Below are 22,568 nucleotides of genomic sequence, written 5' to 3' on the forward strand. Positions count from 1 at the left end.
CCACCACCCGCCCGGCGATAGCCGCCCCGGCGCGAGAAGATGGTCGCTACGCCACCAGCGTCGAACTGGATGCCGTGGGCAACCTGCCCACGGAGCTGACCAGCTTCGTGGGACGCCAACGCGAACTTGCAGAGGCACGGCGCCTGTTGTCCACCGCGCGGCTGGTGACATTCACGGGGGTTGGCGGCGTCGGCAAGACGCGACTCGGGCTCCGCGCCGCGCGGGACCTGCAGTCGGCATTCCGTGACGGTGTGTGGCTGGTCGAGCTGACCGGACTCTCCGACCCCGGACTCATCGCGCACACCGTGGCCGCGGCACTGGACATCCACGACCAGACGAGTCGCGGGCCCCTGGCCGCGCTGATCGCACATCTCCAGGACCGACGAGTACTGCTGATCCTCGACAACTGCGAGCACCTGCTCAACGCTTGTGCCCTGCTCGTCGGCACCCTGCTCCGGGCGGCCACGAACCTGCAAGTCATCGTCACGAGCCGGCAGCCGCTGGCGATCGACGGCGAACACATCCTCCCGGTGCCGCCGCTGTGGGTGCCACCGGTTCTCGGCGAGGAACCCGAGCCCGAGGGGGATGCAGCCGCTATCACCCTCTTCGCACACCGAGCGCAGGCCGCGGTTCCCGGCGGATTCTCCATCCTGCCGGAGAATCAGGCGACCGTGACCCAAATCTGCCAACGGCTCGACGGCATCCCGTTGGCAATCGAACTGGCGGCGGTCCGCCTGCGGGCACTGTCGCCCGAGCAACTCTTGGCACGGCTCGATGACCGCTTCCGAGTACTGACGACGTCTCGCCGCACCGCACTGCCACACCACCAGACGCTGCAAGCCATGGTGGACTGGAGCTTCCACCTGTGTACCGACAGCGAGCGCCTGCTGTGGGCACGACTGTCGACATTCACCGACACCTTCGACCTCGAAGCGGCCGAAGCCGTCTGCGCCGGAGACGACCTCTCGGCTGAAAAGATCCTGGACCTGATCGACGGCCTGGTCGACAAGTCCGTACTGATCCGCGAGGCACCCGAGGAGGGCATCCGCTTCCGGCTCCTGGAGACGCTCCGCCAGTACGGGCAGGAGCGGCTGTGCGACGTCGGCCTGCAAACGGCGCTCCAACGCCGTCACCGAGATTGGTATCTGGCACTGGCCGAACAAGGCGAGTCGGAATGGTTCGGACCTCGGCAGGGGGACTGGGCGGGCCGCATGCGGCTGGAGCATTCCAACCTCCGCCAGGCACTCAACTTCTGCCTCACCGCGCCGCACGAGGGACGAGCCGGTGCCCGCCTAGCCGCCGCGCTGCACTTCTTCTGGGTTGGCTGCGGCCACGTGGAGGAGGCACAGCACTGGCTCGACCGGGCGCTGACCTTTGATCCCGAACCGTCTCGGGAACGCGCCAAGGCCCTGTGGGTGGCGAGCCGAATCGCATACCTCCGCGGGAACATCGCCGAGAGCGTCGCGAGGTCGGAGGAGTGCCGAATGCTGGCCCGACAGCTCGGCGATGATGTGGCCATGGCCTACGGCACCCACATGTCAGGCGCTGCCGCCTTGCTCCACGACGACCCACACCGCGCACGGCTCCTCCTCGAGGACGCTCTCGCCCGCTACGCCGTGTTCGGTGAGCTGAACAGCGTGGTGATCATGGCACAGGTACAGCTCGCCATGGCGAATGTCTTCCTCGGCGAGCCGAGCCGGGCGGTCAAACTCTGCAGGGAGACGCGAGACACCTGCGACGCGCACGACGAGAAGTGGACGCTCGCCTACGCCCTCTACGTCCAGGCCTTCGCCGAGTGGGCCAAAGGCCACCGGGCGGTGGCAGCCCGACACGCCAGGGAGTGCCTGTGCATGAAGCAAAACTTCCGCGACAGCCTGGGCATCGCCATGATCGTCGACCTGCTGGGATGGATCGCCGCCGCCGACGGGGAGAGCTACCGTGCGGCCGTGCTGCTCGGCGCAGCCGAGGCGGGGTGGAACACGATCGGGCTCCCGTGGTTCGGCTCGACGTACTGGCGGGCTCCTCATGACGAGGGCGCACGGCGGGCGCGGAACGCGCTCGGCCACGTAGCCTTCGAGGCCGCCTTCGGCCAAGGCGTTCAGCTCCCACCTGACCAGGTCATCGCGCTCGCCCTCAAGGAAGGCGGCTGACCGGTCGCCCAGCGGTGCCCCACGCCCCGTGGACCCTACGTTTGCGGCAGGCACAGCTCCAGCCAATGCCAATCACAACAACGTGTTGCGCTTTTGAACGTGATCGTTTTGTACGGGCTGGGTGGCATGCAATCAGGCATCGCTCGTTGAGGCAGCTGGTGCCGTTGGTGTTCAAGAGGCCGCGGAAGCGAGTCGGTGCTCTGCGATCTGTTTAGCCGCCCGCAAAGGGGTAACGCCTGCAGAGCAAGCCAGGACGAGAATCCGGCTCACAGTGTCGCCAATGCCCATGACTCGTTCCTGGGCGGCTTCGTGGCTGTAGTTCTCGGTCTCCCGACTGAGGGTGTAGGTGATGCCGCCGGCGCTGGATACGTAGTCCGGTACCCAGACGATGCCTCGGTTCGCGAGGGCGTCGGCGACGGTGTCTTCGGTGAGTTGATTGTTCGCCGGACCGACGATCAGTCGCGCGCCGAGCCGGGAGACGACTGCTTTGTCGAGCACCCCGCCGACGGCGGCGGGGACCAGGACATCGGCCGGAACAAACAGGGCCTGATTGGGCTCGGCCCATCCGTACCCGCTCGCCAGTGCCACGTCCTTGCGGGACTGCTGCACATCGGACACGACGACGTCAGCTCCCTCGGCTGCGAGGTTGGACGCGATGTCGCTGCCGACCGACCCGAATCCGCTGATGACCACAGTGCGGCCAGCGCAGGAGGAGTCCCCGAACACGTGTTGCGCACCGGCATGCAATGCGGCCAGGACGCCGAGAGCGGTGGGACCGCTGGAGCTCCCGGTGCCGCCGTGCTCCTCGGGTACACAGTACGCGTACGGTGAGAAGCGGCGCAGTACCACCATGTCCTCGGGACCAGTGCCCATATCGGGCCCAGCGCGGTAGGAGCCGCCGAAGGAAGCGACCAACTCGCCCAGATCCTGGAGCGCGGCCTGACGCAGGTCCGGTGTGAGTTCGGTGTTCTTGCCGAGGGCGATCACACTCTTGCCGCCCCCGAAGTCCAAGCCGGCCACCGCAGCCTTGTAGGTCATCGCCTCTGACAGGCACAGCGCGTCAGTCAGTCCCTCGCGCCAGGTGTCGTATCGGCGCAGCCTGCAGCCGCCGATCGCCGGGCCCAAAGCCCGGGAGTGAACAGCAATGATCAGCGGCAGCTGAGAACGACGGCCACGCCGAATGACAACGTCTTCGTGTGCGAATGCTTGGTGCACGCCACCAGACTAGTACTGGGACGGTGCTTGCCATGACCGGTGGGCGATTTCTACGGGATGTCCCATGGCGTGAACAGCGGATGGTCGGGAGTTCGGAAACGGCGTCGGGGGCGCCAGTGTGCGCTGTGCAGGGCGTTGTCGACGGCTGGTGAGGAAACGGCGAATGAGTCTGGCGAAGAGAAAGCTCGGCCTGGCGCAGGGGACGAGCGAGGAGGGTCTGGGCAGCCGACGGGGACCATGAGCCGGAAGGCCGGCCGCGGTCCAACTGAGGTGGCGGGAGGGACCGTGACCGATCGGTTGTCGAGCAGTGGTCGGCCGGCGGTGACACCTTCCCGAAGCCGACGTCAAACGTTCACGGTCGGAACGCCGTCCCGTGAACCGTGATCGCCATGGTCTTCGGCTGCAGTGCTTACTGCAGCGACCTCTGCAACTGGGCAGACCAGGATATGGCTGCGCGCCTTCTGGCTATCAGGCCGCCACGGCTCCCAGGAGGCGCGCTCTACAGAAAGGGCGCGGATCATGATGACCAACTCGATCGAGCTCTTGACGGCTGCCAGGGCGGAGAAGCTGTTCTGCAGCGACCTGCCGACAGGCTGTCTGCCGACGAAGCCTCGCATCGCCGCAGTCATCGCACAGGCCATCCGCCTCCATGACGGCGCCCGCGGCTGCGCTGCGGCCCTTGGTGGGGCGGTCACTCGACGCCTTCTCCTGCCCCACCACGCGCCGCAGGTGGACATCACCGGCCACGTCTTCGGCGAGGAGACGGTGGCTTCGGCACAACTGCCGCGCACGCGCCGGTGCCGGACGTACCGAGGTGACCGTCCGTATCACCGGACGGTGGGTGGACGTATGGGGTGGGGTAGCGGCTGAGCTTCGTCGTAAGGCGCGTCCTGGACGTTCCGCCCACCCGTTAGGCCCCAGCCCGTGGCCGAGAGAGGGGCGAGACATTCGGCGGCGGCCGGCTGCGCGTCATGAGCGCGCCCGGCGAGGACACCCGCATGAAACTGCATCTGCCGTGCGACTTATGGCCGCGACCGTACCAGGAACCTAGCTGATGAGGAGTCTTCCCATGCGTCGCATGCGCATAGTCCTCGCCGACGACCACGCTCTATTCCGGGAGAGCCTCGCCGACCTGCTGAACGCCCGGCCTGCCACGACGGTTGTGGGACACGCCGCCGACGGTGTGCAGGCAGTCCGGTGCGCGGCCGCCGAACAGCCCGACCTGCTGCTGCTCGACCTCCAAATGTCCCTTACCTACGGCGTCGGCACGGTGCGCGAAATCCTCAACGTCGCTCCGCGCACGAGCATCCTGTGCTTGTCCGCCCATGCGCAGCCGTACCTCGTGGAGGCGATACTCGCGGCCGGAGCCTGCGGTTTCCTGCATAAAAGCATCGACCGAGAGGCGCTGCTCATGGCCATCGGACGAGCCCTCACCGAACCTCCGGACACGACGGTACTGGTCCCCGCAGAAACGGAGCACCGCCTACCGGTAGAGGCACCACTGTCTCGCCGCGAGCATCAGGTGCTGGTTGGCGTGGCGTCCGCAATGAGCAACCGGCAGATCGCTGGCTGGCTCGACATCACGGAGGGGACGGTCAAGCGCCATCTGCACAGCATATTCCGTAAGCTTGGCGCGGTGTCCCGGTTAGACGCTGTCAACAAGGCGACCCGGGCTTCACTGTTGTCCTCCCCGGCTGTCCCGCCGCCGCGCGCGGATCGCCGGGGAGGCGGCCCTTCCCGGCGACCCGCGCGCACCCGTTCCGTCACTCACCCGGCAGCTCAGGACCGGCGCAGCACGGCTGCGCCCACCGACCCGTCGTGACCGACGGAGGTGATCAAGCCCCAAGCAGCGGCACTGTCGGTTCTACCGGCCGCGGGCGCCGGGCCGTCCATCCAGTGGGCGAGCAGCGCGGCGCATTGCAGGGCGCCACTGGCGCTGTAGGTCTCGCCCAGTACGTCTTGCACACGCAGTACCTCGGGCTTGTGCCCGGCCAGTGCCCGGCGGCGGCCACGGGCCTCCAACGCGCTCCAGCCCGGGCCGCTGCTCGCACTGGCCGAGACGACACCGATGTCGCCCGGGGCGGCGCCGCTCGCCCGCAGCGCATCCTCAGTACAGCGTGCGAGCGCCGCCGCCACCGCGTTTGCTCCCTCAGCCAGCGGCGCGAAGGTCACCTCGCAGGCGACCAGTTCGGCCAGTGACGTGCCCGAGGCAGGCTCGGCGCCGCCCGCCGCCTCCAGGACGAAGACGGCGCTTCCCTCGCCGAGCGCCGGCCGCTTGCCCAGAGCGCCGCTGCGATGCCAGGCCCAGGCCGTGTGCGCGCTGATCTCCTCCACACCGCCGGTCAGCAGACGGGTGGCCCGGCCGGTCAGCAGTGCGTTGCGGGCGTAGCGTAGGGCGGAGAGGGCGGAGATGTGCCCACCGGCCAGTGAGGCGTTCAGACCGGTGAAGGAGTGGCGCATGGCCACCTGGCTTGCACCGTGGTTCAGCAACAGCCCTGGGAACAGAGCCGGACTTACCAGGTATGGGCGCTCGGCCTCGTAGCTCTCGCGGAAGAACTCGGCGAAGGCCCGGGCGCTGCCAGTACTGGTGCCCAGCACCACACCGGTGTCGGCACGTTCCTCGGGCGGGCCGGGCGCCGGCAGGCTGTTCAGTGCGAGCTCCGCCGCGACCATGCTGAGCGTGGTTGTACGGCTGAGGGCGCTCAGCCCCCTGCGCCCTAGGTGGTCCCGCGGCGCGAAGTCCGGTACCGGCAGCAGCCGCAGGCCGGGCGGTGCCGGCTGGCTGTCCAGCGCCTGGGCGCCGCCGTCACCCGGTGGCAGCGCGCCCGAGCGCACGGCCCCGTACAGGGCTTTCCCGCCGATGCCGGCTGCGCTGAGCACTCCGTAGCCGGTGATCCGTACGGTGTTGTTGCTCATGCCGGCCTCCCCAGCATCACAACGGCATTGTTGCCGCCGAAGGCGAATCCATGGTTCTCCACGGTCCGCGGACGGGCGAGCCGTGCCCGGCCGGGAACGCAGTCAAGGTCAGGCCCGAGGGCCGGATCCACCGAGCGGACCGTCGCCGTCGGCGGCAGGAACCCTTCGTGCAGGGCCAGGCAGCAGGCCAGCGCGCCGAAGCCGCTGGCGGCCCCCATAGTGTGGCCGAGCATCGACTTGAGGGAGCTGATCGGTGGGATGCGATTGCCGAACACCTCCCGCATCGCCGCCACCTCAGTGGAGTCGTTGGCGGCCGTGCCCGTGCCGTGCGCGCACACGTAGTCGACGTCGTCCGGGGCGACCTCGGCATCGCGGTGCGCTCGGCGGATACACTCGGCGATGCCGTCCCGATCCGGCTGAGTGGGGTGCTTGGCATCACAGGTGAGGCCGTATCCCAGCACCTCGGCGTAGATGCGTGCGCCGCGTGAGATGGCGCTGTCCCACGACTCCAGGACGAGGGCCGCGCCGCCCTCCGCCGTCACGATGCCCCCGCGGTCCTTGTCGAAAGGGCGGCACAGGTCCGGAGCGAGGGCACCCAGGCGGTGGAAGCCCGCGTGGGTAGCGCGGTTCACCGCGTCGGCGCCACCGACGATCATCACATCGGCTGTGCCGTTGCGGATGAGATCGAGTCCGTATCCGATGGCGTAATTGCTCGCCGAGCACGCGGTGCCGAAAGTCTGCGCCTCGCCGTGCAAGGCCAGTTCGGTGTTGACGGCGGCGGCGATGCGGTGTGCGGAGGCGTGGGCGGCGAGATGCCCGTCGATGCCGTCGATACCGTGCGCCAGCCACTGCTCGGTGAGTTCCTGAAAGGTGCGGGCCTCCCCATTGGTCGTGCCCATGGCGCTGCCCGCCCGGGCCGAGGACAAGGCGTCGGCGTCCCAGCCAGCGTCTCGTACGGCGAGCCGGGCGGCCGCGGCGGCGAACTGGCTGCTGCGGCCCCACTGCCCGGCCGCCAGCCGCTCCATGTGGTCCTCTGGCCGGAAGTCGCGCACCTCGCCAGCCCGGGTGCGCTGGAAGCCCGCGCTGTCGAACGAGCTGATGTCGGTGATACCGCTGCGGCCCTCGCGGACGGCCTCGGCGAACGCCTCAACGCCGATGCCGAGGCTGCTCACCGCGCCGAGGCCGGCAACTGCAACGCGGCGCAGCCGGCGCTCAGACATGTGCGTCGGCGCTAGTGAGTTGAGCGATCAGGCGGTACGCGGTTTCAAGATTGTCGAGGTCGACCAGATCCTCCTGTGGTATCTCGATGCCCAGCTGCTTCTCTAAACGAGAGGCCATCTCGATGATCAGTAGGGAGTCGGCGTCGAAGTCCCCGGCGAAGCTGTGCTCTTCGCCTACCTCCTCAGTGGGGACCTCCAGCACGTCCGCCACAATCTCCCGGATACGGGTACGCATCCCAGTGGGCAGTTCCTTGTTGCTCAGGTTGCCTGACATGTTCGTTTACCCTTCAGTGAGGCAGTCAGTGTGCTGTCGTCTTCAGATGGACGCATTCCGTCCTTTTGGATTGCTGACAGAAGCGCCATGCGGCATTCATGCTGCCATATCGGTGGCACCACGGAAAACGTCAATCGATCGACTCCGCGCCTCTTTCACAGGGATTTGATATGCATTCCATTATCCCTGGAAAGGATGTGAGTGCTGCCGGGTGGGGTCCGCCCCGCAGGCGGAAATCAGTCGCCAACAGAGGGGGCTCCTGTCATGAGGCCGACCGCGCCCGTGGGCATCACCTCGACGGCTCTGTGGCTGCCGTCCAAGAGGGACAGCGCCACCAGTGCCGTGGCCGAGCAGCGCGTCGAGAAGAACGTGGCCCGGGACCTGGGCCACCCCCGGCTGCCGGTCGCCTACGACGTCTCCGCGCCGGAGATGGCCGTGCACGCCGCCCATCAGGCACTGTGCAGCAGCGGCGTGGCAGCGGCCGACGTGACAGTGTTGCTGCATGCGTGGATGCACTATCAGGGCCATGACCTGTGGTCGCCGGCGCATTACATCGCCGACCAGATCGGTGCGCACAACGCCGTTCCTGTGGGCATCCAGCAGATCTGCAACGGCGGCGCCGCGGCCCTGGAACTGGCCGTCGCCCGACTCGCAATGAGCGAAGGGCCGCGGTACGCCCTGGTCACCACCGCGGACCGGTTCACCGCGCCCGGCTTCGACCGGTGGCGCAGCGACTATGGCGCCGCTTACGGGGACGCAGCCACCGCGGCCCTGCTCAGGCAGCCGGCCAGCGCGGGCGATCTGCTGCTGCGGGCCCTGCATACCGTGGCCGCACCGCACCTGGAGGCCATGCACCGAGGCACCGACCCGTTCGCCCGGCTGCCCAGGGAAAACTCAACCGTCATCGACATGCGCCGCACCAAGCGGGCCTACCTGCGTCACCACGGGAGTACCCCGTTCAAGAAGGCCAACCGGGACATGATCCGGTGTGTGGTCCAAGGAGCGCTGTGTGATGCCGGCCTCGCCGCCGACGAGCCGCGCATTCGGTTTGTTCTGCTGCCCCGTCTCGGGCGCAAAACGCTGGAGGACGCCTGGATCCCGACACTGCGGGACCTCGTCGCCGCTCGGCCGGTGGACTGGGGGAGCGACACCGGTCACCTGGGGACGGGCGACCTCCCCGCGGGGCTGCACGAGGTGCTGCGCCACTCCGCACTGGGCCCCGGGGACATCGGGCTGCTGCTCAACGCGGGCGCTGGTTTCACCTGGTCCTGTGCGGTGGTCGAGGCCCCCGCGGCCTCCTGAACGGTCTCCCGATGCCGACCGGCTGGCCTACACCGCCCCCAAGGCTACAAGCGAGACCCGGACGAAGTGCTGCGGCGGGAAGCTCCTCTGCGTCCCGCGCCCGACCGATGTGTCGAAGGCCCACACGTCAGGTACCGGGGCACCTTAGCAACGTCCGCCATGGCCCTGCGGGGTGGTGGGCGCCGACCCGCAACCAGCCCGGTACAGGCACAGGAGCGGCCTGGGCACCGACGGGCAGCGGCGTGGCAGCGCGTGCCAGTACCACGACGATCAGTGCGGCCAGTTCGTCGGGAGTAGGGTTGCCCCGCACCACACGCAGGGCGGCAGGTGCTGCCTCCATGGCGGATTCCTCGTTTCTTCCGGCCTAGCGGTTACATCGGCGGATTGCCGTGTTTGCGGGGCACCAGCTGCTCCTGTTTTGTACGCAGTACGTGCAGCGCCTCCGCGAGGACCGAGCGGGTGGTGCGCGGATCGATCACATCGTCGACCAAGCCGCGTTCCGCCGCGTAATACGGGTGAATCAGCGCCTCGCGATACTCCTCCGTCAGCGCCTGCCGGGTCGCCTCTGGGTCCTTGGCTGCGGCGACCGCACGCCGGTGGATGACGTCTACCGCGCCCTCGGCGCCCATCACGGCGATCTCGTTCGTCGGCCAGGCGAACGACAGGTCGCAACCGATGGAACGCGAATCCATGACGATGTACGCGCCGCCGTAGGCCTTGCGCAGGATGACCTGGACCCGCGGGACGGTGGCGTTGCAGTAGGCGTAGAGAAGCTTCGCGCCGTGTCGGATGATTCCACAACGCTCCTGCGCGGTGCCGGGGAGGAAGCCGGGCACGTCCACCAGCGTCACCAGGGGAATGCTGAAAGCGTCGCAGGTCTGGATGAAGGCGGCGCCCTTCTGCGACGCTTCGATGTCCAGAACTCCGGCCAAGTGCCTCGGCTGGTTCGCCACCAGGCCGACGGTCTGCCCGTCGATGCGGGCCAGCGCGCACAGCAGGTTGGGTGCCCACCGCTCGTGGGCCTCCAGGAACTCCGAGTCGTCCACGAGCTGTGCGATGACCTCTCGCATGTCGTACGGCTGGTGGGGGCCGGCCGGGACCAGGTGCAGCAGCTCTTCGTCCAAAGTGTTCAGCCGGTGTGCCGGTGCGACGGCCGGCGGCAGCTCGCGGTTGTTGGATGGCAGCAGGGACAGCAGGTAGCGCACGTCCTGCAGGCAGGACTCCTCGTCGTCGTATGCGAAGGTGGCCGCGCCGGAGGTCGTGGCGTGCAGGTCGGCGCCGCCGAGCTGTTCATGGCTCACCTTCTCGCCGGTGACCGCCTCCACCACGTCGGGCCCGGTGATGAACATCTGGGAGATGCCGCGCACCATGAACACGAAGTCGGTCAGCGCCGGGGAGTAGGCCGCGCCACCGGCGCAAGGTCCGAGTATTACGCTGACTTGCGGTATCACCCCGGAGGCACGCACGTTGCGGCGGAAGATCCCGCCGTATCCGGCGAGCGCCGAGACGCCTTCCTGGATACGGGCGCCCGCCCCGTCGTTGAGACTCACCAGAGGGGCGCCCGCCGCCTCGGCCATGTCCATGATCTTGTGAATCTTCTCGGCGTGGGCCTCACCCAGCGAGCCGCCGAAGATGCGGAAGTCATGGGCGTAGGCGAAGACCGTGCGCCCGTGCACCTGGCCCCAGCCGGTGACCACCCCGTCGGTGTGCGGGCGGCGGTCCTCCAGACCGAAGCCGCTGGCCAGATGCCGGCGCAGCGCCTCGATCTCGGTGAACGTGCCCTCATCGAACAGCAACTCCAGCCGCTCGTGCACCGTTAGCTTCCCGCGTGCATGCTGGGCCTTCGTCGCGCCCGTGCTCGGGCCGCCGCGGACGGCCTTCCTGAGGCGCAGCAGCTCGGCGGTGCGTGCCTGGGTGTCTGGACCGGACAAAGGCACAGATGACGGTTCGGCGCGAGGAGGGTTATGCGAAGCGGCCATCGGAACGCCCTTCCTTACGGTGTTCGGCGGAGCGGACGAAAAACTGCTCCCGAGGTGTTCTCCAGCAGAATGCGTGAGTGCCATGAAAGTTGACTAAAAAGTCAGCAGGGGCCGGTCCTGGGGTTTCGTGGCAGCCGCACTCCATGCGAATTTCACAGAACTTCTATGGCGGTTCGGAATGGTGGAGTTGAGGCCCGCGTTGAGGCCGCATCGTCATCATCGAAAATCCGCCGCAGGCGGTGCTGGATAAGGAGTGCTTCGCGTATGACGACACTGAACAACACGGCCGAGCCGGAACCGGTCCCCGTGCTGACCTTTGCCCGCACCATCGACCGCGCCCTGGTACACCGGGCGGCGGTCTCGGAGGTGCTGGTTACCGATCTCATGCGGACGGGACCCGAAGCCTTCCTTGCGGGCGCCCAACTGCCGAACGAGCACGCCTATTTCAGCGACCACGAGCGGACGCCGGCGACGTATGACTTCCTGCTGCTGTTGGAGGCCGCACGCCAGGCGGGCACCGCGGCCTCCCACCGTCAGCTGAGCCTCCCCCTGGATACCACCTTCCTGGTCAGCAACTGGACGGTCCGGCTCGAGGACCCGCAGGCGCTCATGCCCGGCGACCGCCCTGGCGAACTGGAACTGGCGGGCACGGTCACCCCGCTGACCGCGCGCAATGGCCGGCTGCGCGGTGTGACTTCCGCGGCCATCCTGGGAATCGCCGGTCGAGTGGTGGCCCGTACCCGGATCGACGTCGGCACGGCGAGGAACACCGACTACAACAAGCTGCGCTTCCTGCAGCGCAGGTCGACGCCGCCGCTCACCGCCGACCTGCTGGGGCTGGAGCGCAGCCGTCCGGCGGACGCGTCCGGCGTGGGCCGCCGCAACCCCGCAAACGTGGTGCTCGGCGAACCCCTTCACCTGGGCAATGCGGTCGCCGCACAGGTGGATCCGCTCTTCGAGAACAGGAGCCTGTTCGACCACACCTACGACCATCTCCCGGCCATGGTGCTGACCGAGGCCGCGCGCCAGCTCGCCCACCTCGCGGGCGTTCCGACCGACGCGACGGTGACCGGCTGCACCGCCGACTTCCTCCGGTTCGCCGAGCTGGACTCCCCCCTGGTGGCCACGGCCCGCCTTGACCCGGCCGCTGCCGGTGGCCGGATTGGCTGCTCCGTCGTCTTCGAGCAGGACGGTAGGGAGGCGGGCCGAATCGCACTGGAATGCACGCGGGTGCCGCAGCGCACCGGTGCGGAGGAGGGCACGGCGTGGTGACGCCGGGCACGCGGTCGGCCGTACGTGCGGTGTGGACGGACTTTGGGGGAGTGCTGACCCCGCCGATCCCACGCGACCTGGAGACCTTCTGCCGCCGGACCGGCATTCCCGCGAACGCCTTCCGCGCGGCCATGGCCGCGGTGGCCGAGCCGTACGGCGGCGACCTGATGGCACCGTTGGACACCCCGTTGCTCACCGAAGAGGAGTGGGTGGACCGGATGAACGCCCGGCTGCGCGAGCGCGGCGTGGACGCCGATCTCACCGGCTTCGGTGAACGTTGGTTCGAGGGGCGAGAGGCCAATCATGCCTGGGTGAACTGGCTTCGGGGCCTGCGCGAGCAGGGGCTCTTCATCGGCCTGTTGTCCAACATGCCGCCTGCCTGGGACCGGCACTGGCGGCGCATGGTCCCGCCCGAGGGGCTGTTCGACGGGCTCGCTCTGTCCTTCCGGGTCGGCGTGCGCAAGCCGCGGCGCGGCATCTTCGAAGCGGCCGCCGAGCTGGCGGAGGCCGCGCCCGAGGAGTGTGTCCTCGTCGACGACATCGAGGCCAACTGTGCCGGGGCCGAGGCCGCCGGCTGGCAGGCGGTCCACTTCACCGACACCGACACCGCGGTGGCCGAGCTGGCCCGCCGCCTCGTCTGGCCGCCCGGCGCCGGTCCGGCGGCCGTCTGAACAGGAGAGTTCATGTCACGCACTGTTCTGGTGACCGGAGGCAACCGGGGGATCGGCCTGGCCATCGCGCGCAGCTTGGCCGCCAACGGCGACAAGGTCGCCGTCACTCACCGCAGCGGGGAGGCCCCTGAGGGGCTGTTCAGCGTGCGTTGCGATGTACGGGACCCCGAGGCCGCACGCCGCGTGGTGGCCGAGGTCGAGGCCCAGTACGGACCGGTGGGGGTGATAGTCGCAAATGCTGGCATTACCCGTGACGCGCTGGCCCCCACCATGTCCGAGAAGGACTTCGAAGACGTCATCGAGACCAACCTCATCGGCTCCTTCCGGATGGCCCGGCTGGTGTCCCGCTCCATGATCAGCGCCAAATGGGGGCGCATTGTGTTTATCTCCTCGGTTATGGGCTTTCTGGGCTCCCCCGGACAGTCCAACTACGCCGCATCCAAGTCCGGAATGCTCGGTCTCACCCGGTCGCTCGCCTGGGAACTGGGCTCGCGGAACATCACCGTCAACATGGTCACTCCCGGGCTCATCGAGACAGACATGATCCAGGGGCTCACCGACAAACGACGCGCCCAGCTGCTCAGCCAAACCCCGCTGCGCCGCACCGGCACTCCGCAAGAGGTCGCCGACGTCGTCACATTCCTCGTCAGCGACCAAGCGGCCTACGTCACCGGGGCCGCGGTCCCGGTCGGCGGCGGCATCGGCATGGGGCAGTGAGCCACCCCTGCCTCCCATCGTGCGGCCTGCCGGGCCGTACTCCACCCGAGCGCGACCGGCGCGCGACGTGCGCTGCCAGAAAGGAAAACCTGTCATGGCGGATGAAGAAGTACTGCAGGTGGCCCTGGAGATGGGCAAGATCTTCAACGACGGCGACGAGGAGGCCGCCCAGCGATTGGTGGCCGAGGACTTCGTCGACTACGAGGCTCCAGAAGGTTCGCCGACCGGGCCAGAGTCCTACGCTCGCACGGCCCGCTGGATGCGCAGTGTCTGGGAGAACGCCCGCTGGGAGGTCGTCGACGCCTTCGCCAAGGGCGACAAGGCCCTCATCCGACTGGTCTTCACGGGCCGTCAGGTAGCCGAGTTCATGGGCGTACCCGCGACAGGCAAGGAGGTGCGCGTGCAACACCTGCACGTGTACCGGATCGCCGACGGGAAGGTCGTGGAGCACTGGGCCGTCCGTGACGACCTAGAGCTCTTCCGCCAGCTCGGTGCGTGGGACAAGCCGCTGAAGGGCGCCCCGAAGCCTGCCCCCGCGGCCTGACCCAGGGCCGGGTCCCGTGTCGTGCCGACGGCGCCACGGGGCGTCGGCACGAGCCGGAGCGGGGCGGCGCCCGCATCACGGACGCCGCCCCACCGTGGCGCCTGAGGTGGTGTCAGGAGCGCACCCTGCCGAGACCGTTGAGCAGCGTGTCGACCACCGAGGCCGCCAGCGCGTCCGGATCGGTGGAAGCCGATGCCTGTACCTGGATGGCCTGCTCGATCAGCGCGTGGTACACCCGCCGGGTCCAGTCGAGATCCGCCTCGGGGCTCAGCAGGCCGGCCTGCTGAGCCCGGCCGAGCAGGAGATGACACTTGGCGAAGATGCGCTCGTGCGCGGCGACGGCCTCAGGATCCCGCAACTGCGGTTGGCCGACGGTGTACCGCCAGCTGCTCTTGGCCTGTATCACATTGGCGGTGATCTGATGCAGCGCCACCAGTGGTGGCGCTGTGTCCGGGCGGCCGACGTCGATGGCCTCCTCGACCTGGCGGAAGGCGTGCACCGCCATCGCGTCGATCAGTGCCTCGCGGGAGGCGAAGCGGCGGTGGACCGTGGTGCGGGCGACGCCGGCCGCGGCAGCGATCTGAGCCAGGCTCGCGGCGGGGTCTTCGCTTAGGACGCGCTCGGCCACTTCCAGGATCGTCCGCACGGTCCGTTCGGCATCGGCGCGCAGCGGCCGTCCATTCGCAGTCGTCTCGGTCACGTCGTGGCCGCCTCTCGGTTGCAGGTAGGCGCACCCAGTTTAAGTGACGCTGAAGTCGCAGGACAACGATAAGTTGCGTCAAGCGTGTTGCATGTAAGCCATGTATCGGTACTCTAGTGTTGCAATTCATCTCGTTGCCGCGGCTAGGTAGAGCGATCGCTATGACGCAGAAGCGGAACCGGATCGAGGCGTTCGAGTATGTACGGGGCATTCGGGCGGCTGGCCCGGCCGCGCTGCAGCAGGTCGGTGTGCTCAAGGTCGGCTGCCGGGACGCCCGCCGCGTCCTGGTCCTGCTGGGCGGCCGCGAGGGCGCCGCCGGGGTCTTCCGGCACACGGCGAGGGCTCTCGCGGGTGCCGCGAACGACCTGCAGGTGTGGGCCGTGGACCGCCGGGAGCAGAATTTCGCCGACCTCTCCGGTTTCGCGCAAACCCCCGAGCAGGCCACCGAGTACTACCTGGGGGGCCACTACCAGGCGCAGGACGCGGCCCGGTCGACCTTCGCCGCCCAGTGGGGCCTGGAAGTCCTCTTGGAGGACCTGCGCCGGGTAGTCCGCGCAGCTGCCGACGGGGGCCGGCGTGACGTCGTCCTTGGCGGCGTCTCCGTCGGGGGCAGCGAGGCCCTGCTGTATGCCGCATGGGACTTTGACGGCATCCCCGGTTACCGCGACCTGGCCGGGCTGGCCGTTGCCGATGGCGGTGTTCGCAACGCCTACACGGGCGCCGGCATGGAGTTCGACCTGTCCCTGGAGGCCGCCAAGGGTTGGCCCGCGGCGATCGGGGCGGGTGCCGTCTTCGAGAACTTCACCAGCACCACCACCGCACTGGGCGACCGGCCGGAGTCGGCATCCGTCTGGTTCCAGCTCGCCGCCCGGCACGCCCTGGCCGACCCCGACGGCCCCGCGGCGCTCGCCGACCGTCTCCCCAATGCATTCCGCACCGACGACAAGCTCACCAACGTCGGCCTGTTCGGGGGCCTTGTCGACGCCGCGCACGCACACCCCTCGTACTCGGTGCAGGCGGGCCACCTGGACGACGGCGGCGCCTGGGCCGACCAAGGCCCCACCCGGCTGCGCACCGTTGCTGAAGCCTTCGCCGGGCCCCGCCCCGGCGCCTGGCTGTGGTACACACTCAGCCGCGTGATGCTGGACCTCATCGTGGCCATCGACTTCGAGGAGACCGTCCTCACCCGCTTGCTCGGTCTACGCCTGGCCCACGCCGAAACCATCGACGTCCCGCTGTACGCCTTCCAGTGCGGGTTGACCAACGGCACCACCGGCCAGGCCGCCGCGGCCATTACGGCTGCCGGCCGCATACCCGAAGTGTCGCTCTTCTCCGACCCTGCCCTCACCCACCAGGACGTCGTCTACGCCCAATGGGAGAACAACCGCTTCCTGCGGACCGTGTCGCAGTTCCTTCGTGAGCTGTCCCGGCGCGAGAGCTGACCGGGATGCCCAGCCCTGAGCGGAGCGCCCCGCATACCGCAGAGATACCGCCCTACCCCGCCACTCCACGTCAAGGAGAACTTCGATGGCTGCTGCCGCCACCCCTGAGGCACCGCCCCGCGCGGGCCTCACCATCTTCGCCCTGTGCCTGGCCGTTTTCATTGTCCCCTACGGCCTGAGCAGCGCACCGGTCGCGCTTCCCGCGATAGGCCGCGACTTAAACGCCGGCGTTGTACCGCTGCAGTGGGTCGTCAACGCCTACAATGTCACCGCCGCCAGCTTCATGATGGCCGCCGGATCGATCGCCGACCGCATCGGCCGCAAGCGAGTGTTCTCCTTCGGCGTCGTGCTGTACGGCGTCTCCGCCCTGATCGGTGCGCTCGCTGCGGATGTGCTGCTGTTGGACGTCGCCCGGGCCGTGGCCGGTGTGGCCGCGGCCGCCATGATGACCGCCGGTGTGTCGGTCATGGCGAATATGTTCCACGGCGCCAGCCGCACAAAGGCGTTCGCGTTCGTCGGCGTCACCATCGGCGCCGGTCTCGCCATCGGCCCGACCAGCTCCGGCCTGCTCGTCTCGGGGCCGGGCTGGCGCGCCATCTTCTGGGTGCAGCTCGCCGTCGCCGTGGCGTCCATAGTCGGACTGAAGCTGGTGCGGGAGTCCAGGGACCCGGACGCCCACGCTGTCGACTGGGCTGGCACCGTGGCCTTCACCCTCGCCCTGTTCTGTTTCACCCTGGGCGTCATCCAGGGGCCAGCCTGGGGTTGGGGCAGCGCCGAGGTGCTGGGTCTGTTCGCCGGCTGCGTACTGTTGCTGGCCGGGTTCGTGCTCGTCGAGCGCCGTCAGCGGTCTCCGATGTTCGACATGTCGCTGTTCACCCAACCCCGATTCCTGGCGGTCAACCTGCTCGCCACCGCCGTCTCCTTCGGTTTCGTCGGCCTGATGGTGCTGCTGCCCTCATACCTGGTCGGCGCCGGGGGGCTCTCCGGCAGCGAGGCCGGCCTGACGATGCTGCTGCTGACCGCTCCGGTACTGGCCTTCCCGCTGGCGGCCGGACGCCTGGTGCAGGCGGGCGTCTCGATGAGGCCCATCCTCAGCGGCAGCCTGGTCCTCGTCGCCGCCGGACTGGCGTGGCTGACCGTGGTCCACCCCGGCATTGGCCTGCGCGCGCTCACCGGACCGCTGCTACTGGTCGGCGTCGGCATCGGCCTCATATACGGCCTGATGGACGGCGCCGCGGTGAGCACCGTACCGCCGTCCAAGGTCGGCATGGCCAGCGGCATGTTCAACACCATTCGCCTGGCGTCCGAGGCCGTCGCGGTCGCCGGCATGGTCGCCGCCCTCATTTCCCTCGTCCAGCAGCGCATCTCCGACGGCCTGGGCCGCTACACCCAAGGCACTGACCTCACTGCCCGCAGTGTCACCGACGACGTCACCAGCGGCAACCTCGGTAGCGCGGTCGCCGAGGCGCCGGCTGCGAGCCGCGAAGCCCTCACCGACTTCCTCGGGCAGGGGCACACACACGGCTTCCAACTCGTACTGTGGGGCGCCGTAGCGATCTGTCTGGTCAGCGCGATCGTCCTATACGTCATCCTCACCGACCGCCCGGCAGCCGAGACTCCGGCCGGCACCAGTGACCGCACCGTCCAGGAAGCATCGCGAACATCCCTCGACGCAACGGTCTGCCCTCGCGTCTCGCGAACGCAACACGGTTCGGCGGCGGGCATTCGGCACACAACATCGGGGCCCGTCGGCCGACCTTGCCAGGAGCGCCCATGACGCACACCCGCTCGACGTCCCGGTCTCCCCGGCCGGCTGCGGGAAGCCTGACGCGTACGCCGTCCGACCCCGCCTGGCCGGCGGCAAGGCACCGGGCGTACTGAACGCCGAACCCGTCCTCTGCTCGCCATTCGCGGTCGGCCCGGCCATCACTTGACAATCACACGATACCCTCCGGCGACAGAGGGGCGGGCGAAGAAGTCTGCGGACGCACCAGTTGAAGCTTCGCGCACATCATTCGATGTACCCAAAATCAACCTTAGGGTTATTTTCTTGCCGTTCCCTGCGCTCGCGTGGAATTGTCATCCCGTCGAGTCCGTAATGCGAGCCCACCGGGGGAATAGTGCTGAAGTTCAAAATTCTCGGACCTCTGGAGATCCGAGTTAACGACGAAAAGCTACCGGTGCCGCGTGGCCCGAAGGTCCGTCAACTCTTGTCGCTCATGGTTCTACGGCCTGGGTCGGTCGTGTCCCACGGAGTCCTGGTCGACGAACTATGGGGGAAGAACCCACCGAAGACCGCGCTCTCCACGGTGCGCACCCACGTCTACCACCTTCGGAAAACCTTCGGCGGGGAGATCGCTGGCGCCACGGATGACCTCATCGGCACCTGGTCCGCGGGCTACGTATTGCGCGCGACGCCTGAGCAGGTCGATGCGGAGGAATTTCTCCGGCTGGCCCGGCAGGGCGAGTCACTCCTGCATGCCGGGGACGTCGGCAAGGGGGCGTGGGTGCTCTCCCAGGCGCTGGAGCTGTGGAGGGGCGACGTCCTGACCGACGTGACTTGTGGCCCCGTACTGACGCAGCACGTTCATCATCTTCAGGAGATGTACATGAAGGTCCTGCAGCAGCGGATTGAGGCAGACATGCGGCTCGGGCGGCATGGCGGACTCGCGGCGGAACTCAGGCGCCTCGTCGCCAGCCATCCGCTCAACGAATGGCTGCACGGCCAGCTCATCACCGCGCTACATCTGAGCGGCCGCCGAGGAGACGCTCTGCACGCCTATCAGCAACTCCGGATAATCCTCCGGGAGGAACTCGGCCTGGATCCTTCCCGTAGCATTCAACAAATGCAGCGGAACATCCTTTCCGGTGGAGAGGAGCATGCACTCGAGAAGCCGTCATACTGGCAGGGGGGATACTGGTGTTGCGGCTTCCCGGAGCCTGCTTAAGACGGCAGACGCCGATGAGGCCCTTGAGGATTTCCGGCTCTGATCGAGGAGCGAGTGTACGCAAGGTGAATATTGCCAACCGTGACGACTTCTCTCTCTGTTTGAAGGAGGCAACATGACTGAGGATAGGGCCCGTTTGCTTGCGTCTGCCGACTGCGAAGCTCCCGCCCCGACGGCCTTCCCGCAAGTGATCCATGGTGCCGGCCACGCCATTCACCCCGAGGGCTTCACCTGGGACCCGACCCGGAACGCTTTTCTCATCGGCTCGCTGCGCTATGGGACCATTTCCATGGTGGGCGTCGACGGCAAACCGCGCACCCTTGTCGACGATCCCAGCCTCATCGCCACCGGTGGCATCCGAGTCGACTCTGCTCGCAACCGCCTCCTGACTACCTACGGCGACGTTTACGCCGGACCGAACGCCCTGATCAGCGTCGGCTCCAGTCCGGAAACCCGCGGCCGCTACGTTGGTTTGGCCGTGATCGATCTGCGTACCGGTGCCCTGGAAATGCGCGTCGACCTTGGCCTGTCGCCGGGTCTGCATCTGGCCAACGACCTCACCTTGGACCCGGAAGGAAACACCTACGTCACTGACTCCTTCACGGGTAAAATCCTCAAGGTGGCCCTGGACGGCACCGCGTCGACCTTCGTGTACGACGAGAAGTTCGACGCCGGTTACGATTCCCCTGACCTGCCCAACGTCGGCATTAACGGGATCGGGTACGATCCGGCCGGCTTCCTCATCACCATCCGCTACGACACCGGTCAGCTCTTCCGTATTTCGCTGCACAAGCCCGGCGACGTAACGGAGATTGAGACGGACCGTCGCCTCCAGGGAGCCGATGGCATGGCTCTCGGACTGGACGGCACCCTGTACGCGGCGACGAACACAATCCGCTCCGATGGTGTCGACGCGCTGTTCAAGCTCCGCTCGGACGACGAGTGGAAGAGCGCCCACGTTGTGAGCGAACAGCCGTCCCCGGAAGCAGCACCGACAACGGTGACTCTCACGCCGTTCGGTGCATATGTCATCAGCAGCAATGTCCATGTCCTCCTCCGCAGCGGAGGCACCGAGACCCGCGACGGCTTCGTGTTACGTCGCTACTGAACGCGGCCTGTCATCTATTCGTGCAGTTGAGACATGGGTATGGCTCTGATCTGAGGTGTCGCAACTGGAGTCATGGAATTCGCGATCATGGTGAATCTTCCTCTGACTTGGCTGTTTGCATAGGGTCGTGGTGAACTGGGTTGAGTTTCCATGATGTTGACCTGCGATGTTGGAAGTGCATCAGCAATATCTCAACTGCATTCATAGAACCCCTGGCAGCGGCAGGGGGCTGTGCGTCGTGCCCTGTGCTTTACGGCTTCAACAGGACTGTCGATGCCCTGAGGACGGGCGCAGGTTCGGAGCGACTGAGGCGCAGCGACTAAGCCGGTCTTGAGCGACTGACCAAAGTTTGAGTCCTGGTGTTGGACGCTTAAGGAAGGTGCTGGTCAGAGCTGTCTGGATGCCTGATCAGCGACTGAAGCGACTGAAGGTTGGTATCTATGACACGCACGCGCGCACGCGAATGTCTTCATAATTCCGAAGGATAGTCGCTTCAGTCGCTCCGCGACTCTGGCAAGCCTCTGACCAGCGGCTTTGTAGTTCCTGGGAGGAAGCGACTGAAGCATTGTCAGTCGCTCAGCTTCGGTACTGGAGGCTTCCCCGGCCCAGGCGCGAGAGGGCTGTTGAGTCACTGAGCCGGTATGCAGCCCCCGCTCCGGTAGTCCGGAGCGACTGAGTCCGGCTGCCGGCGAGGTGGTAGCGACCCAAGCGACTCAACTCTCGCTACAACGTGACTGGAGCGGTGGCCGCGGTTCGTGCTTTCCTCAAGTTCGGTCGCTTCAGTCGCTTCCGGCACTAGAGTCGACCTTCCCTGCCCGGCGTCCTTCTGAGGGTCTGCCGACAAGGGCCAGAGGGCGGTCGCTCTGGCGCCACGCACAGAAGGGTTCGCCGTGACTGGCGTTCCCTCCGCTAGCCTGTGGTCGCAACAGTTCAGAAGTTGAGTCGCTTCAGTCGCTGCGAGAGATGCTTTACCCTCTCTGAGCTGGGCTTTTCCCCCAGCGACTGAAAGCAGCCGACGTCGTAGACCACCGAAGGCCCTGCTATCCCCGAGCCACAGTTCCGTTCCGACATGTCGGCCGTCGCCCAGTGGTGCGCGACGGCCGGCTGGCCGGTGCACCCGCTGGCTCCCGGCCGCAAGACTCCCGCGCGGAACTGCCCGTAGTGCACCGCTCCCGGCCACAGCCACGAAGGCTGCTCCTGCCGGGCCGCAGGCAGGTGGTGTCACGGCTTCTACAGCGCCACCACCGACCCAGCCCTCTCGAGGACTGGTGGTCACAGCAGCCCGACTTCGGCGTCGGCGTCGCCTGCGGCCCGGCTCACCTCGTCGTCATCGATCTCGACACCCACCTCGAGCAGCTGCCGAACCGCAGCCGCCTGCTGCCCGGCGTCCCCGTCCAGGACACCGTCGACCTCACCGGCTGGACGAACGGCTTCCACACCCTGGCTGTACTGGCCGCCTTGAGAGAAGCGCCCGATCCGGCCACTGATGAGCAGACCCTGCGGGTGCGCACCCCCTCCGGTGGCATGCACATCTGGTACCGCGAGGAGGAGGGCCGCACCTGGCTCTGCTCGACCGGAACCGGCAAGGGCCGGGCCCTGGGCTGGCAGATCGATGTCCGCGCCACCGGCGGCTACATCATCGCCCCGGGCACCACCACAACCAGCGGCACCTGTATCCCCGTCGGCGCCTGCCGCACCCCCGCCCCGCTGCCACAGTGGCTGGCCCAGGAACTAGAGCGCACCGGCCACCTCCAGCCCGCGCCACAGGAAGGTGCTCCCGGGCCGGCCCGCACGACGCCCGCTCCCCGGGCCCGGCAAGCGGTCATCGCCGCGGGCGGCGGCCGCCAGCCCGCCGCCCGCGCTTTGGAGACCGTTCTGGCCGAGGTCGCCGGCTGTGCCGCCGCCCCGTCCGGGATGGGCTTCTCCGACAAGCTCAACCGCGCCGCCTACACCGCCGGCGGCCTGGCCGCCGCCGGGCACCTCACCGAGGACGCCGCCCACCAGGCCCTCCTGGCCGCCGCCGACCATGCCCGCCCGCACCTGCACGAGCGCTCGGACCAAATCATCCGCAATGGCCTGCAGGCCGGCGCGCAACGCCCGCTCTACCCGG

At 67.9% G+C, this 22,568-nt stretch carries 19 protein-coding genes and 1 pseudogene; 12 read left to right on the forward strand and 8 right to left on the reverse strand.

The window, feature by feature from the left end:
- On the forward strand, positions 1–2,150 hold a 2,150-nt coding region (locus tag CCS38_RS27590), incomplete at its 5' end, for an ATP-binding protein (protein ID WP_223736039.1).
- A 171-nt stretch (positions 2,151–2,321) separates the two neighbouring features.
- On the opposite strand, the gene CCS38_RS27595 is transcribed toward CCS38_RS27590, so the two are convergent.
- Both CCS38_RS27595 and CCS38_RS27600 read right to left on the reverse strand, forming a co-directional pair.
- Positions 2,322–3,365, reverse strand: coding sequence for a Glu/Leu/Phe/Val dehydrogenase dimerization domain-containing protein (locus CCS38_RS27595; RefSeq protein ID WP_223736040.1), 1,044 nt, complete (start codon positions 3,363–3,365; stop codon positions 2,322–2,324).
- 344 nt (positions 3,366–3,709) lie between these two features.
- Positions 3,710–3,994, reverse strand: coding sequence for a hypothetical protein (locus CCS38_RS27600; protein ID WP_223736041.1), 285 nt, complete (start codon positions 3,992–3,994; stop codon positions 3,710–3,712).
- 440 nt (positions 3,995–4,434) lie between these two features.
- On the opposite strand from CCS38_RS27600, the gene CCS38_RS27605 reads away from it, so the two are divergent.
- Positions 4,435–5,187: a response regulator gene (locus CCS38_RS27605; RefSeq protein ID WP_223736042.1), complete on the forward strand. Its 753-nt coding sequence runs from the start codon at positions 4,435–4,437 to the stop codon at positions 5,185–5,187.
- Here CCS38_RS27605 and CCS38_RS27610 read toward each other — a convergent pair.
- Genes CCS38_RS27610 through CCS38_RS27620 form a run of 3 tightly spaced genes read right to left on the reverse strand, consistent with a single transcriptional unit; the run spans position 5,145 to position 7,775 of the window.
- The gene (locus tag CCS38_RS27610) at positions 5,145–6,281 is read right to left on the reverse strand and encodes a beta-ketoacyl synthase N-terminal-like domain-containing protein (RefSeq protein WP_223736043.1); all 1,137 of its coding nucleotides are present in this window, start codon (positions 6,279–6,281) and stop codon (positions 5,145–5,147) included. The two genes, CCS38_RS27605 and CCS38_RS27610, sit on opposite strands and share 43 nt — an antisense overlap.
- On the reverse strand, positions 6,278–7,501 hold the full coding sequence (locus CCS38_RS27615) for a beta-ketoacyl-[acyl-carrier-protein] synthase family protein (protein WP_223736044.1): 1,224 nt from the start codon (positions 7,499–7,501) through the stop codon (positions 6,278–6,280). Before CCS38_RS27615 ends, CCS38_RS27610 begins: the two co-directional genes overlap by 4 nt.
- Positions 7,494–7,775, reverse strand: coding sequence for an acyl carrier protein (locus CCS38_RS27620; RefSeq protein ID WP_223736045.1), 282 nt, complete (start codon positions 7,773–7,775; stop codon positions 7,494–7,496). The genes CCS38_RS27615 and CCS38_RS27620 overlap by 8 nt, the downstream gene beginning before the upstream one ends.
- A 264-nt stretch (positions 7,776–8,039) precedes the next feature.
- On the opposite strand from CCS38_RS27620, the gene CCS38_RS27625 reads away from it, so the two are divergent.
- Complete coding sequence (locus CCS38_RS27625) at positions 8,040–9,077, forward strand: ketoacyl-ACP synthase III family protein (protein ID WP_223736046.1); 1,038 nt, start codon at positions 8,040–8,042, stop codon at positions 9,075–9,077.
- 127 nt (positions 9,078–9,204) lie between these two features.
- On the opposite strand, the gene CCS38_RS27630 is transcribed toward CCS38_RS27625, so the two are convergent.
- Both CCS38_RS27630 and CCS38_RS27635 read right to left on the reverse strand, forming a co-directional pair.
- The gene (locus tag CCS38_RS27630; protein WP_223736047.1) at positions 9,205–9,417 is read right to left on the reverse strand and encodes an acyl-CoA carboxylase subunit epsilon; all 213 of its coding nucleotides are present in this window, start codon (positions 9,415–9,417) and stop codon (positions 9,205–9,207) included.
- A gap of 31 nt (positions 9,418–9,448) precedes the next feature.
- Positions 9,449–11,056: an acyl-CoA carboxylase subunit beta gene (locus tag CCS38_RS27635; RefSeq protein ID WP_223736048.1), complete on the reverse strand. Its 1,608-nt coding sequence runs from the start codon at positions 11,054–11,056 to the stop codon at positions 9,449–9,451.
- Between the two features lie 264 nt (positions 11,057–11,320).
- Between CCS38_RS27635 and CCS38_RS27640 the strand changes: the two genes are divergently transcribed.
- The 4 genes from CCS38_RS27640 (at position 11,321) to CCS38_RS27655 (ending at position 14,260) form a co-directional block, all read left to right on the forward strand.
- Positions 11,321–12,328 carry an AfsA-related hotdog domain-containing protein gene (locus CCS38_RS27640; RefSeq protein WP_223736049.1) on the forward strand — a complete coding sequence of 336 codons (1,008 nt, stop codon included), beginning with the start codon at positions 11,321–11,323 and terminating at the stop codon, positions 12,326–12,328.
- Positions 12,322–12,999, forward strand: a complete 678-nt coding sequence (locus tag CCS38_RS27645; RefSeq protein ID WP_223736050.1) for an HAD-IA family hydrolase — start codon at positions 12,322–12,324, stop codon at positions 12,997–12,999. The genes CCS38_RS27640 and CCS38_RS27645 overlap by 7 nt, the downstream gene beginning before the upstream one ends.
- A gap of 12 nt (positions 13,000–13,011) precedes the next feature.
- Positions 13,012–13,716: a 3-oxoacyl-ACP reductase FabG gene (fabG, locus tag CCS38_RS27650; RefSeq protein WP_223736051.1), complete on the forward strand. Its 705-nt coding sequence runs from the start codon at positions 13,012–13,014 to the stop codon at positions 13,714–13,716.
- A 94-nt stretch (positions 13,717–13,810) separates the two neighbouring features.
- Complete coding sequence (locus tag CCS38_RS27655) at positions 13,811–14,260, forward strand: ester cyclase (RefSeq protein ID WP_223736052.1); 450 nt, start codon at positions 13,811–13,813, stop codon at positions 14,258–14,260.
- Positions 14,261–14,372: 112 nt separating this feature from the next.
- On the opposite strand, the gene CCS38_RS27660 is transcribed toward CCS38_RS27655, so the two are convergent.
- Positions 14,373–14,960, reverse strand: coding sequence for a TetR/AcrR family transcriptional regulator (locus CCS38_RS27660; RefSeq protein WP_223736053.1), 588 nt, complete (start codon positions 14,958–14,960; stop codon positions 14,373–14,375).
- Between the two features lie 161 nt (positions 14,961–15,121).
- Here CCS38_RS27660 and CCS38_RS27665 point away from each other — a divergent pair, with 161 nt between their 5' ends.
- The 5 genes and pseudogenes from CCS38_RS27665 to CCS38_RS27685 all read left to right on the forward strand — a co-directional run.
- Entirely contained in the window at positions 15,122–16,402 is a 1,281-nt protein-coding gene (locus CCS38_RS27665) for an alpha/beta hydrolase (protein WP_223736054.1), read from the forward strand.
- 85 nt (positions 16,403–16,487) lie between these two features.
- Positions 16,488–18,179 carry an MFS transporter gene (locus tag CCS38_RS27670; RefSeq protein WP_223736055.1) on the forward strand — a complete coding sequence of 564 codons (1,692 nt, stop codon included), beginning with the start codon at positions 16,488–16,490 and terminating at the stop codon, positions 18,177–18,179.
- A 343-nt stretch (positions 18,180–18,522) separates the two neighbouring features.
- Positions 18,523–19,350, forward strand: coding sequence for an AfsR/SARP family transcriptional regulator (locus CCS38_RS27675; RefSeq protein WP_223736056.1), 828 nt, complete (start codon positions 18,523–18,525; stop codon positions 19,348–19,350).
- 115 nt (positions 19,351–19,465) lie between these two features.
- On the forward strand, positions 19,466–20,458 hold the full coding sequence (locus CCS38_RS27680) for a hypothetical protein (RefSeq protein WP_223736057.1): 993 nt from the start codon (positions 19,466–19,468) through the stop codon (positions 20,456–20,458).
- 1,069 nt (positions 20,459–21,527) lie between these two features.
- Positions 21,528–22,568: pseudogene (locus CCS38_RS27685) on the forward strand (bifunctional DNA primase/polymerase); the annotation flags it as partial.

The organism is Streptomyces purpurogeneiscleroticus (genome assembly GCF_020024005.1).
Taxonomy (GTDB): domain Bacteria; phylum Actinomycetota; class Actinomycetes; order Streptomycetales; family Streptomycetaceae; genus Streptomyces; species Streptomyces purpurogeneiscleroticus.

Excerpts from the sequence above, each read along its gene's own strand:
- CCS38_RS27655 (WP_223736052.1), top strand. The coding sequence starts at position 13,811 with ATGGCGGATGAAGAAGTACTGCAGGTGGCCCTGGAGATGGGCAAGATC.
- CCS38_RS27680 (WP_223736057.1), top strand. The coding sequence starts at position 19,466 with ATGACTGAGGATAGGGCCCGTTTGCTTGCGTCTGCCGACTGCGAAGCT.
- CCS38_RS27670 (WP_223736055.1), top strand. The coding sequence starts at position 16,488 with ATGGCTGCTGCCGCCACCCCTGAGGCACCGCCCCGCGCGGGCCTCACC.
- CCS38_RS27600 (WP_223736041.1), bottom strand. The coding sequence starts at position 3,994 with ATGACTGCGGCGATGCGAGGCTTCGTCGGCAGACAGCCTGTCGGCAGG.
- fabG (WP_223736051.1), top strand. The coding sequence starts at position 13,012 with ATGTCACGCACTGTTCTGGTGACCGGAGGCAACCGGGGGATCGGCCTG.
- CCS38_RS27630 (WP_223736047.1), bottom strand. The coding sequence starts at position 9,417 with ATGGAGGCAGCACCTGCCGCCCTGCGTGTGGTGCGGGGCAACCCTACT.
- CCS38_RS27610 (WP_223736043.1), bottom strand. The coding sequence starts at position 6,281 with ATGAGCAACAACACCGTACGGATCACCGGCTACGGAGTGCTCAGCGCA.
- CCS38_RS27625 (WP_223736046.1), top strand. The coding sequence starts at position 8,040 with ATGAGGCCGACCGCGCCCGTGGGCATCACCTCGACGGCTCTGTGGCTG.
- CCS38_RS27640 (WP_223736049.1), top strand. The coding sequence starts at position 11,321 with ATGACGACACTGAACAACACGGCCGAGCCGGAACCGGTCCCCGTGCTG.
- CCS38_RS27620 (WP_223736045.1), bottom strand. The coding sequence starts at position 7,775 with ATGTCAGGCAACCTGAGCAACAAGGAACTGCCCACTGGGATGCGTACC.
- CCS38_RS27605 (WP_223736042.1), top strand. The coding sequence starts at position 4,435 with ATGCGTCGCATGCGCATAGTCCTCGCCGACGACCACGCTCTATTCCGG.
- CCS38_RS27615 (WP_223736044.1), bottom strand. The coding sequence starts at position 7,501 with ATGTCTGAGCGCCGGCTGCGCCGCGTTGCAGTTGCCGGCCTCGGCGCG.
- CCS38_RS27665 (WP_223736054.1), top strand. The coding sequence starts at position 15,122 with ATGACGCAGAAGCGGAACCGGATCGAGGCGTTCGAGTATGTACGGGGC.
- CCS38_RS27635 (WP_223736048.1), bottom strand. The coding sequence starts at position 11,056 with ATGGCCGCTTCGCATAACCCTCCTCGCGCCGAACCGTCATCTGTGCCT.